This window comes from Variovorax sp. GW822-FHT04E09 (assembly GCF_058800845.1).
In genome coordinates this window covers 312,811-324,700 of sequence record NZ_JBXAMR010000004.1, presented here as the reverse complement: position 1 = coordinate 324,700, position 11,890 = coordinate 312,811, and the positions used below count along the sequence as shown (strand labels likewise).

Here is an 11,890-nt window from a genome sequence, read left to right as displayed (position 1 = left end):
GTTCTGGGCAAGGCGTACTTCGCCAGTGCTGGTTCGGAGCATGAATGGCTGAGGAAAGCGATCTCGAGAAAACGGAACCCGCCTCCGAGCGGCGCCTGGAGAAGGCGCGCGAGGAAGGCAACGTGGCCCGTTCGCGCGAGCTCACCACCTTCGTCATGCTCGCCACCGCGAGCGCCGGCCTGTGGCTGGCGGGCGAGTCGCTCGGCGCGAGCCTGAGCGGCGCGCTGCGACGCGGCCTGCAGTTCGAACGCGCCAGCGCCTTCGACCCCGCGCACATGCTCTCGCAGAGCGGGCTCATGGTGCTGCATGCACTCATGGCCATCGGGCCGCTGTTCGCCATGATGGTCGTGGCCGCCGTGGCCGCGCCGCTGATGCTCGGCGGCTGGATGTTCTCCGGCAAGGCCGTCGCCCCCAACTTCGGCAAGCTCAATCCCCTGGCCGGCATCGGCCGCATGGTCTCGGCGCAGGCGCTGGCCGAGCTCGTGAAGGCGCTGGCCAAGTCGGCGCTGATCGGCGGTGTGGCGTGGTGGGTCATCGTGGACGACATCGAGGCCGTGATGGCGCTCATGTCGCAGCCTGCGCACGAGGCGCTGCCGCATGCGCTCGTGTTGGTGGCCAAGCACTGCGCGCTCATCGCCGCCACGCTCTTTCTCGTCGCGCTCGTCGACGTGCCGTTTCAACTCTGGAACTACTACCGCAAGCTGCGCATGTCGCGCGAGGACGTGCGCCAGGAGCACAAGGAAAGCGAAGGCGATCCGCACATCAAGGCGCAGATCCGCCGGCAACAGCAGCAGATGGCGCGCCGCCGCATGATGGCCGAGGTGCCCAAGGCCGACATCGTGCTCACCAACCCGACGCACTTCGCCGTCGCGCTGCAGTACCTGGACAGCGACATGCGCGCGCCGCGCGTGGTCGCCAAGGGCACCGAGCTGGTGGCCGCGCGCATCCGCGAGATGGCCAAGGAGCACAAGGTCGCGATTCTGGAGGCGCCGCCGCTCACGCGCGCGCTCTACCGCCACACGAAGCTGGGCGAAGAAATTCCGGCCGGGCTGTACACCGCCGTGGCCGAGGTGCTGGCCTGGGTGTACCAGCTCAAGCGCTGGAACAGCGAGGGCGGCGAGGCGCCGCGCACGCCGACCGACCTGCCGGTGCCGGCCGACCTGCAGTATTCGCCGGCGGTGGCATGAACGGACTGAACGACCTGATGCGCCTGCCGGCGCGGATCTTCTCCGGCTCGCAGTTCAAGGGCCTGGCGGGCCCGATCCTCATCATCCTCATCCTGAGCATGATGGTGCTGCCGCTGCCGCCCTTCCTGCTCGACCTGCTGTTCACCTTCAACATCGCGCTGTCGGTGATGGTGCTGCTGGTGAGCATGTACACCATGAAGGCGCTCGATTTCGCGGCCTTCCCCGCGGTTCTGCTGTTCTCGACGCTGCTGCGCCTGTCGCTCAACGTGGCCTCCACGCGCGTGGTGCTGATGCACGGCCACACCGGGCCCGACGCGGCCGGCAAGGTGATCGAGGCCTTCGGCCACTTCCTGGTGGGCGGCAACTTCGCGGTGGGCGTGATGGTGTTCATCATCCTGGTGCTCATCAACTTCATGGTGATCACCAAGGGTGCGGGCCGCATCGCCGAGGTGGGCGCGCGCTTCATGCTCGACGCGATGCCGGGCAAGCAGATGGCGATCGACGCCGACCTCAACGCCGGCCTGATCGGCGAAGAGATCGCCCGCAAGCGCCGTGCCGAGGTGGCGCAGGAGGCCGACTTCTACGGCTCGATGGACGGTGCCAGCAAGTTCGTGCGCGGCGACGCCATTGCGGGCCTGCTCATCATGGTGATCAACATCATCGGCGGGCTCGTGGTCGGCATGCTGCAGCACGGGCTCGACTTCTCCACGGCCGGCAAGACCTACACGCTGCTGGCCATCGGCGACGGCCTCGTGGCGCAGATTCCGGCGCTGGTGATCTCCACCGCGGCCGGCGTGATCGTCTCGCGCGTGACCACCGACGAAGACGTGGGCAGCCAGCTCACGGGCCAGCTCTTTTCCAACCCGCAGGTGCTGTTCCTCACGGCCGGCATCGTCGGCCTGCTGGGCATGATCCCGGGCATGCCGAACCTGGCCTTCCTGCTGATCGCGGGCGGCCTGGTGTGGCTCGGCAAGCGGCTGGTGCAGCGCAAGCCGCAGGCGGCCGCGCAGCAGGCTGCCGCTGCCGCCGCCACGCAGGGGGCAGGCGTGCCCGCTTCGGCCGAGCAGGCCGAAGCCACCTGGGACGACGTGGCGATGGTCGACCCGCTGGGCATGCAGGTCGGCTACCGGCTCATCCCGCTGGTGGACCAGTCGCAGCAGGGCGAGCTGCTGGGCCGCATCAAGAGCATCCGCAAGAAGATCGCGCAGGAGCTGGGCTTTTTGGTGCCGGTGGTCCACATCCGCGACAACCTGGAGATCAAGCCCAACGCCTACGTCATCAGCCTGAAGGACGTGGAGATCGGCCGCGGCGAGGCCTTCCCCAACCAGTGGATGGCGATCAACCCCGGCCAGGTGACGGGCGCGCTGACCGGCACGCCCACGCGCGACCCGGCCTTCGGCCTGGAGGCCACCTGGATCGACGCCAGCCTGCGCCAGCAGGCGCAGGTGTACGGCTACACCGTGGTCGATGCCTGCACCGTGATGGCCACGCACCTGAACCACCTGATCCACACCCACGCGGCCGAGCTGCTGGGCCGCCAGGAAGTGCAGCAGCTGCTCGACCAGATCGCCAAGACCGCGCCCAAGCTCACCGAAGACCTGGTGCCCAAGGTGCTGTCGCTGAGCACGCTGCACAAGGTGCTGCAGAACCTGCTCGACGAAGAGGTGCCGATCCGCGACATGCGCACCATCCTCGACGTGATGGCCGAGCACGCGCCCACGGTGAAAGACCCGACCGAGCTCACCACGCTCACGCGCCTGGCGCTGGGCCGCGCCATCACGCAGCAGCTGTTCCCGGGCGACGAGGAGATGCAGGTGATCGGCCTGGACGGCTCGCTCGACAGCGTGCTGCAGCAGGCCCTGAACAACAGCAGCGGCATCGAGCCGGGCATTGCCGACAACCTGCTCAAGCAGGCGCAGGCCGCCATGGTGCGCCAGGAGCAGATGGGGCTGGCGCCGGTGCTGGTCGTGCAGCACGCGCTGCGCGTGCTGCTGTCGCGCTTCCTGCGGCGCAGCCTGCCGCAGCTCAAGGTGCTCTCGCACGCCGAGATCCCTGACGCCCGGACCATCAAGATCACCGCCGCCATTGGAGGACGAGCCGTTTGAATCCACAGACCGACGTGCGCACCACCGCACGCAAATTCGTCGCCGCCACCGGCCGCGAGGCCCTGCGCCTGGTGCGCGAATCGCTCGGCGCCGAGGCCATCGTGCTCACGCACCGCGCCACCGCGCAGGGCGTCGAGATCGTCGCCATGGCCGAGGGCGATGTGCAGGAGACGGTGCAAGCGGCCGTGCCTGCAGTGCCGCCCGTCGCGACCGCACCCGCCGACCCCACCGTGCTCAGCGAACTCCATTCGATGCGCGGCATGATCGAGGAACAGCTCGCCAGCGTGGTCTGGAGCGACAGCCAGCGCCGCGACCCGGTGCGCGGTCGCCTGCTGCGCACGCTGCTGGGCGCGGGCTTCAGCGCGCGCCTGTCGAAGGCCATGCTCGAGAAACTGCCCACGGGCCAGAGCTACGCCGACGGCATGGCTTTCGTGCGCTCCGAACTCGTGCGCGCGGTGCCGGTGCATGAAGACGAAGACGCGCTGTTCGCGCAGGGCGGCGTCTATGCCTTGATGGGACCGACCGGCGTCGGAAAGACCACCACCACCGCCAAGCTGGCCGCGCGCTGCGTGATGCGCTTCGGCGCCGACAAGCTCGCGCTCGTCACCACCGACAGCTACCGCATCGGCGCCTACGAGCAGCTGCGCATCTACGGCCAGATCCTCAATGTGCCGGTGCATGCCGTGAAGGACGCGGCCGACCTGCAGCTGGTGCTGCACGACCTGCGCGACCGCCACATGGTGCTCATCGACACCGTCGGCATGAGCCAGCGCGACCGCGCCGTGCCCGAGCAGATCGCGATGCTCGGCAGCAGCCAGCGGCCGGTGAAGCGGCTGCTGCTGCTCAACGCCACCAGCCACGGCGACACGCTCAATGAGGTGGTGCACGCCTACCGCCAGGGCCATGCGCTGGCGGGCTGCATCTTCACCAAGGTCGACGAGGCCACGCACCCGGGCGCGCTGATCGACACCGTGATCCGCCACCGCCTGCCGGTGCACTACATCTCGGGCGGCCAAAAGGTGCCCGAGAACCTGCTGCGCGCCGACCGCGTGCAGCTGATCGACAGCGTGTTCCAGCCGCGACAGCACAGCCCGCTCTTCGTGCCGGCCGAAGCCGACCTGCCCGACGAGGCTGCGCCTTCGCCGCAGGCGCAGGGCGAGACCGATCGCCTGCGCTTGCGCTACCAGAGCCTGATCCGTGCGATGGCGCACGACGCACAGGAACTGGCGACCACGGCCGGCGCGCTGGCTGGGGCGCACATCGGCTTCGATGGCGCGCGCACGTTGTGGCGCCAGGCGGGCGACGAGGCCATTGATGCCAAGGCCGTGCTGCACGACCTGTCGGCGTTCGCGCGCGGCGAGGTGGCTTCCGGCTGCGACACCCACTTGCTCGCGCTGGCCGGGCAGGTGGGCCTGCGCGCGACCGACAGCGGCGACGCCTACGTGTGCCATGGCAGCCTGCTGCTGTCGGACCGCAACGGCCTGCCGCTGGCGGCACCGAACCAGTGGCTTTCGACTGCTGCGGCCCGCCAGTCGGCGCAGCCGGGATCGCGTCAGGCGCAGTGGCTGCAGCAACAGGATTTCGGCAAACGATTGGTGCATGTGCTGGGCAAGCCGCCTGCGGTCGAACAGATGCTGGCGTGGCAGACCGAAGGCACGCAGTGGCTGGCGCGCGCGCCGGGCAGCACGGCCGTGACGGATGCGCACACCGGCGCCGCGACCACGCTCGCGCGCCTGGCCTTCGCGTTCGACGATGCGACCGAGCGGCCCGTGCGCTATCGCGGCAAGGCTGCACTGCAATGCGAAGCGCAGGTCGAGGTGCTGCCACGCACCACCATCGACCGCGACACCCTGCCCACGCTGCGCTGCGTGGCCGTGCGCGTGGTCGATGCACGCAGCCGCAAGCTGCTGTCGCAGACCTGCGTGCTCACCAACCTTGGCGATGAAGTGGGCGCGCCGCAGCTCGCGCAATGGCAGGGCTGGGCCGCCGACGCCGAGCCGTGCTTCCGCCTGCTGCGCGACGGCGTGCAGCTCGTGGGCGGCATGGGCGAGCCCGGCGATCCGCACATGATGAAGCGCCTGCTGGTTGCCGGCCAGGTCACGACCACCGTGTGGCGCCTGCTGCAGGCCGAGGGCGAATGGGCCGACCGCACGCGCCTGCTGCTGGGCCAGCTCACGGGCCGCGCCACGCGCGCCGGCCGCGCGCTGACGGGCGGCGCGCTGTACGCGGGCGTGGGCAAGCTGTTCCTGCTGCTCGATGCGCTGGGCACCGAATCGGCAGCGCCTGCGCAAGCGCCGCGCGCGCTGGAACGCCTGGGCTGAAGGCGATGAGCGCACGCGTCACGGACCAGGCCGACGGGCTGCGCCGGCTGCTCGGGCAGGCGCCGGTGCGCGTCGTCGCGGTGGCGGGCCTGGGCCCCGGCGCGGGCGCGACCACGGCCGCGATGAGCCTGGGTGCGGCACTGGCGCAGCAGGGCAAGGACGTGCTGCTGCTCGATGAACACCATCCGAAGGCGCGCTCGGTCTGCGACGTGTGGGCGCTCGGCCCGCGCGGCACGCTGGCCGATGTGGCGGGGCGGCGGTTGCGCATCGACCAGGCCGCTGCGAGCGCGGTGTGCGGCGTGCAGGTGCTGCCCGCACCGACCGGCGCGACCATCGACCCGCGCACGCTGTGGCCGCGCGGCATCGTGCTGGTCGATGCGGCCTTCGACGACGAGGGCTGCCTGTCGCCGCTGGCGCAGGGCGCCGACGAACTGCTGCTCGTGCTTCAGCCGCACCCGGCGGCCATCACCTCGGCCTACGCGGGCATCAAGCGCCTGCACCGCGCGCATGCGCTGAAGCAGCTGCGCTTCCTGCTCAACGGCGTGGCCGATGCGGGCACCGCGCAGCAGGTCATGCACAACCTCGCACAGGCCGCCAGCCGCTACCTCGCGCTGTCGCTGCTGCCCGTGGGCTGGGTGCGCACCGACCCGTGGCTTGCCGATGCGGCGCGGCTGCGCCAGACCGTGGTCGAGGCCTTTGCGGCCAGCGCGGCGGCGGTCGATTTCCGGGCCATCGCCGACGACATGGGCCGCTGGACCTGGCGCACGCCCGCGCGGCCGGCCGTGTTCCCGCAGGCGCTCGCGGCCTGAGGCACGACCACGAGGACGGACGGCCGTGTACACCGCACAGGGCACCATCGAGAAATCGCATCTGCTGGAACAGCACCAGCCGCTGGTGCGCCGCATCGCGCTGCAGATGATGGCGCGGCTGCCGGCCAGCGTGGAGCTGGACGACCTGATCCAGGCCGGCATGCTCGGCCTGCTCGATGCGTCGAGCCGCTACCAGGACCACCGCGGCGCGCAGTTCGAGACCTTCGTCAGCCAGCGCATCCGCGGCGCCATGCTCGACGAACTGCGCGCCAGCGACTGGGGGTCGCGCGGACTGCGCCAGTCGGCGCGCGGCATTGAAAAAGCGATCCAGGCGCTGGGCCACCGGCTGGGCCGCGCACCCACCGAAGGCGAGATCGCGAAGGAGCTGAAGGTCGATCTGGACACCTACCAGTCGATGCTGCAGGACATCCAGGGCTGCCAGCTGCTGTACGTGGAAGACTTCGCGAAGGGCGACCCCGACAACCCCTTTCTCGACCTGCATGCGCAGGAGGCGCGCAAGGGGCGCGGCGACTTCGACGACCCGCTGGCGCGCCTGCTCGAAAGCGGCTTTCGCCACCAGCTGGTGGATGCCATTGGCGCGCTGCCCGAGCGCGACCAGTTGCTGCTCAAGCTCTACTACGAGGAAGAGCTGAACCTGCGCGAGATCGGCGCGGTGCTCGAAGTGAGCCAGTCGCGCGTGTGCCAGCTGCACGGCCAGGCGGTGAGCCGGCTGCGTGCGAAGCTGAAGGATGCGTTGTAAGTCGCTTTAGCCGGCGTAGCGCGCGTCGAGCGCATCGAGCTCGGGCTTGCGCACCAGCCGCTGCCTTTCGGCGAAGGGCGCGACCAGCGAGGGGTCTTCGTCCACGCGCTTCGTTTCGCGCAGCACGGTGAGCGCCTTCTGCATGCCGGCCAGCGCGCCCTGCAGCGCGGCGTTGGCGTACAGCACGATGCCGTAGCCGAGGCCGCCGAGTTCCTCGGCGCCGAAGATCGGTGTCTTGCCGCCGATCACCATGTTCATGAGTTGCGGCTTGTGCAGGCGCTTAGGAAGTGCACGAATCTCGTCGGCCGTGGTGACGGCCTCGACGAACAGGATGTCGGCGCCGGCCTCGCTGAACTTCTGCGCGCGCTCGATCGCGGCCTCGAAGCCCAGCGTGGCGGCTGCATCGGTGCGAGCCATGATGAGCAGGTCGGGGTCGGTGCGCGCATCGACGGCGGCCTTGATCTTGTTGACGGCTTCCTCGGTGGAGATCACCTCCTTGCCCGAAAAATGGCCGCAGCGCTTGGGCGCGACCTGGTCCTCGAACTGGATGCAGTCGGCGCCCGCGCGCTCCAGCACGCGCACCGTGTGGCGCACGTTCAGCGCGTTGCCGAAGCCGGTGTCGGCATCGACGATCAGCGGCAGGTTCACCGCGTCGCGGATGCGCGCCGTGTGGTCGGCGATCTCGTGCAGGCCCATGAAGCCCTGGTCGGGCAGGCCGAACCACATGTTGGTGACGCCCGCGCCGGTGACGTAAATGGCTTCGAAGCCCAGGTCTTCGATGACGCGCGCCGACAGCGCGTTGAAGGCGCCCGGCACCAGCACGCCGCGGCGGGCCTCGGCCAGGGAACGGAGGATCTTGCGAGTCGACATCGGGATTTCCTGTGAATGGATCTGAAAGCTCAAAGGGTGTCGCCGGGCACACGGACCCAGCCTTCCATCAGCACGCGGGCGCTGCGGCTCATGACGGCCTTGGTGACCTGCCATTCGCCCTCGACCTGGCTGGCCTGCGCGCCCACGCGCAAGGTGCCCGAGGGGTGGCCGAAGCGCACGGCCTCGCGCGCGCCGCCACCGGCCGCGAGGTTCACCAGCGTGCCGGGAATGGCGGCGGCCGTGCCGATGGCCACCGCCGCCGTGCCCATCATGGCGTGGTGCAGCTTGCCCATCGACAGCGCGCGCACGAGCAGGTCGATGTCGCCGGCCGCCACGACCTTGCCGCTCGATGCGGTGTAGCCGGCGGGCTTGGCCACGAAGGCGACCTTGGGCGTGTGCTGGCGGCTGGCCGCTTCGTCGAGCGTGCGGATGAGGCCCATGCGCAGCGCACCGTGCGCGCGGATGGCCTCGAAGCGGGCGAGCGCGGCGGCGTCGCCGTTGATCGCGTCCTGCAGCTCGGTGCCGGTGTAGCCGAGCGCCTCCGCGTTCACGAAGACGGTGGGGATGCCGGCGTTGATCATCGTGGCCTGCAGCGTGCCGAGGCCGGGCACCTCCAGCGCGTCGACGAGGTTGCCGGTCGGGAACATCGCGCCGCCTGCGCCGTCTTCTTCGGCGGCGGGGTCCATGAATTCGAGCTGCACCTCGGCCGCGGGAAAGGTCACGCCGTCGAGTTCGAAGTCGCCGGTCTCCTGCACCGCACCGCCGGTCATCGGCACGTGCGCGACGATGGTCTTGCCGATGTTGGCCTGCCAGATGCGCACGACCGCCACGCCGTCGCGCGGCACGCGTGCCGCGTCGATGAGGCCGTTGCTGATCGCGAACGGGCCCACGGCCGACGAGAGGTTGCCGCAGTTGCCGCTCCAGTCGACGAAAGGCCGGTCGATCGACACCTGGCCGAAGAGGTAGTCCACGTCATGGCCGGGCCGCTCGCTCTTCGAGAGGATGACGGTCTTGCTGGTGCTCGACGTGGCCGCGCCAATGCCGTCGATCTGCTTGCCGTAGGGGTCGGGGCTGCCGATCACGCGCAGCAGCAGCGCATCGCGCGCGGGGCCCGGCACCTGCGCGGCCTCGGGCAGGTCCTGCAGGCGGAAGAACACGCCCTTGCTGGTGCCGCCGCGCATGTAGGTGGCGGGGATCTTGATCTGCGGAAGGTGCGGCATCGTCAGTCGGCTTTCGTGGCGGCGAGGAAGTCCTGCGCAAAGCGCTGCAGCACCCCGCCGGCTTCGTAGATGGAGGCCTCTTCGGCGGTGTCGAGGCGGCAGGTCATGGGCACGTCGAGCCGTTCGCCATTGCGGCGGTGCACGACCAGCACGAGGTCGGCGCGCGGGTTGCGCTCGCCGGTCACATCGTACGTTTCGGTGCCATCCAGGCCCAGCGTGAGGCGATTGGTGCCCGGCTTGAATTCGAGCGGCAGCACGCCCATGCCGATCAGGTTGGTGCGGTGGATGCGCTCGAAGCCTTCGGCCGCGATCGCTTCCACGCCGGCCAGCCGCACGCCCTTGGCGGCCCAGTCGCGCGACGAGCCCTGGCCGTAGTCGGCGCCGGCCACGATGATCAGCGGCTGCTTGCGCAGCATGTAGGTCTCGATGGCCTCCCACATGCGCATCACCTCGCCCTCGGGCTCCACGCGCGCGCGCGATCCGGCGCGCACCGTGCCGTCGGCCTTGCGCACCATCTCGTTCTTCAGCGTGGGGTTGGCGAAGGTGGCGCGCTGCGCCGTGAGGTGGTCGCCGCGGTGGGTGGCGTAGGAGTTGAAGTCGTCCTCGGGCAGGCCCATGCGCTGCAGGTACTGGCCGGCTGCGCTGTCCAGCAGGATCGCGTTCGACGGCGAGAGGTGATCGGTCGTGATGTTGTCCGGCAGGATCGCCAGCGGACGCATGCCCGTGAGCGTGCGTTCGCCGGCCAGCGCGCCTTCCCAGTACGGCGGGCGGCGGATGTAGGTGGAGGCGGGGCGCCAGTCGTACAGCGGCGCCACCTGCTCGCCCGTGTCGGGCTGGATCGCGAACATCGGCTCGTACACCTGGCGGAAGTGCGCGGGCTTCACGCTGGCTTTCACGATGGCGTCGATCTCTTCGTCGCTCGGCCAGAGGTCTTTCAGGCGAATCTCCTTGCCGTCGACCACCGTGAGCACGTCCTTCTCGATGTCGAAGCGCACCGTGCCCGCAATCGCGTAGGCCACCACCAGCGGCGGCGAGGCCAGGAAGGCCTGCTTCGCGTACGGGTGGATGCGCCCGTCGAAGTTGCGGTTGCCCGAGAGCACGGCCGTGGCGTACAGGTCGCGCTCCACGATCTCCTGCTGGATGGCCGGATCGAGCGCGCCCGACATGCCGTTGCACGAGGTGCAGGCATAGGCGACCACGCCGAAGCCCAGCTGTTCGAGCTCGCGCATCAGGCCCGCATCTTCCAGGTACAGCGTGACCGCCTTCGAGCCGGGCGCGAGCGAGGTCTTGACCCAAGGCTTGCGCGCCAGGCCCACGCGGTTGGCGTTGCGCGCGAGCAGGCCTGCGGCGATCACGTTGCGCGGGTTGCTGGTGTTGGTGCAGCTGGTGATGGCCGCGATGATCACCGCGCCGTCGGGCATCTGGCCGGGCACCTCGTCCCACGGTGCGGCGATGCCGCGCGCCGCGAGGTCGGCGGTGGCCACGCGCGCATGCGGGTTCGACGGGCCGGCCATGTTGCGCACGACCGTCGACAGATCGAACTGCAGCACGCGCTCGTACACGACCTCGGCGAGCGTGTCGGCCCACAGGCCCGCCTGCTTCGCATAGACCTCGACCAGGCGCACCTGCTCGTCGGCGCGGCCTGTGAGGCGCAGGTAGTCGAGCGTCTGCGTGTCGATGGCGAACATCGCCGCGGTGGCGCCGTACTCGGGGGCCATGTTGGAGATGGTCGCGCGGTCGCCCAGCGTGAGGCTGGCCGCGCCTTCGCCGTGGAACTCGAGGTACGCGCCCACGACCTTTGCTGCGCGCAGGAACTCGGTGAGCGCGAGCACGACGTCGGTGGCCGTGATGCCCGGCTGCGGCCGGCCCGCGAGGCGCACGCCGACGATGTCGGGCAGCCGCATCCACGAGGCGCGGCCCAGCATCACGTTCTCGGCCTCGAGCCCGCCCACGCCGACGGCGACCACGCCCAGCGCATCGACGTGCGGCGTGTGGCTGTCGGTGCCGACCAGCGTGTCGGGGTAGGCCACGCCGTCCTGCGCATGCACGACGGGCGACATCCGCTCCAGGTTGATCTGGTGCATGATCCCGTTCCCCGGCGGTATCACCTCCATGTTGCGGAAGGCCCGCTTCGTCCATTCGATGAAGTGAAAGCGGTCTTCGTTGCGCCGGTCCTCGATGGCGCGGTTCTTCGCGAAGGCATCGGGGTCGAAACCGCCGCACTCCACCGCCAGCGAATGGTCGACGATGAGCTGCACCGGCACCACGGGGTTCACCTGCGACGGGTCGCCGCCCTGTTCGGCGATGGCGTCGCGCAGGCCGGCCAGATCGACCAGCGCGGTCTGGCCGAGGATGTCGTGGCAGACCACGCGCGCGGGGAACCACGGAAAGTCATGGTCGCGCCGGCGCTCGATGAGCTGCGTGAGGCTCTGCACGAGGATCGCCGGGTCGCAGCGGCGCACGAGGTTCTCGGCATGCACGCGCGCGGTGTAGGGCATCGTGGCCCAGGCGCCGGGGCGGATCGCCTCGACGGCTTCGCGTGCGTCGAAGTAGTCCAGCGCGGTGCCGGGAAGGTTCTTGCGGTAGTCGGTGTTCATGGGGCGCTTGTCGCTCGGCAC

At 70.0% G+C, this 11,890-nt stretch carries 8 protein-coding genes; 5 read left to right on the top strand and 3 right to left on the bottom strand.

The genetic code is table 11. The features are described from left to right. Positions 1–44: 44 nt before the first annotated feature. From flhB to AC1RL8_RS18475, 5 genes are read left to right on the top strand one after another with little or no spacing between them, the layout of a single operon-like run. Positions 45–1,187: a flagellar biosynthesis protein FlhB gene (flhB, locus tag AC1RL8_RS18495; protein WP_095946641.1), complete on the top strand. Its 1,143-nt coding sequence runs from the start codon at positions 45–47 to the stop codon at positions 1,185–1,187. After that, the gene (gene flhA / locus AC1RL8_RS18490) at positions 1,184–3,292 is read left to right on the top strand and encodes a flagellar biosynthesis protein FlhA (RefSeq protein ID WP_492685895.1); all 2,109 of its coding nucleotides are present in this window, start codon (positions 1,184–1,186) and stop codon (positions 3,290–3,292) included. Before flhB ends, flhA begins: the two co-directional genes overlap by 4 nt. Then, positions 3,289–5,613 (top strand): flagellar biosynthesis GTPase FlhF, encoded by a 2,325-nt coding sequence (flhF, locus tag AC1RL8_RS18485; protein WP_492685896.1) that lies wholly within the window; start codon positions 3,289–3,291, stop codon positions 5,611–5,613. The genes flhA and flhF overlap by 4 nt, the downstream gene beginning before the upstream one ends. Positions 5,614–5,618: 5 nt before the next feature. After that, the gene (locus AC1RL8_RS18480; protein ID WP_492685897.1) at positions 5,619–6,422 is read left to right on the top strand and encodes a MinD/ParA family ATP-binding protein; all 804 of its coding nucleotides are present in this window, start codon (positions 5,619–5,621) and stop codon (positions 6,420–6,422) included. A 25-nt stretch (positions 6,423–6,447) separates the two neighbouring features. Next, positions 6,448–7,182 carry an RNA polymerase sigma factor FliA gene (locus AC1RL8_RS18475; protein ID WP_307586344.1) on the top strand — a complete coding sequence of 245 codons (735 nt, stop codon included), beginning with the start codon at positions 6,448–6,450 and terminating at the stop codon, positions 7,180–7,182. Positions 7,183–7,188: 6 nt separating this feature from the next. On the opposite strand, the gene AC1RL8_RS18470 is transcribed toward AC1RL8_RS18475, so the two are convergent. From AC1RL8_RS18470 to acnD, 3 genes are read right to left on the bottom strand one after another with little or no spacing between them, the layout of a single operon-like run. Further along, positions 7,189–8,052: an isocitrate lyase/PEP mutase family protein gene (locus AC1RL8_RS18470; protein WP_492685898.1), complete on the bottom strand. Its 864-nt coding sequence runs from the start codon at positions 8,050–8,052 to the stop codon at positions 7,189–7,191. A gap of 29 nt (positions 8,053–8,081) precedes the next feature. Further along, the gene (gene prpF, locus AC1RL8_RS18465) at positions 8,082–9,272 is read right to left on the bottom strand and encodes a 2-methylaconitate cis-trans isomerase PrpF (RefSeq protein ID WP_492685899.1); all 1,191 of its coding nucleotides are present in this window, start codon (positions 9,270–9,272) and stop codon (positions 8,082–8,084) included. A 2-nt stretch (positions 9,273–9,274) separates the two neighbouring features. Further along, positions 9,275–11,869 (bottom strand): Fe/S-dependent 2-methylisocitrate dehydratase AcnD, encoded by a 2,595-nt coding sequence (gene acnD, locus AC1RL8_RS18460; protein ID WP_492685900.1) that lies wholly within the window; start codon positions 11,867–11,869, stop codon positions 9,275–9,277. Positions 11,870–11,890: the final 21 nt, after the last annotated feature.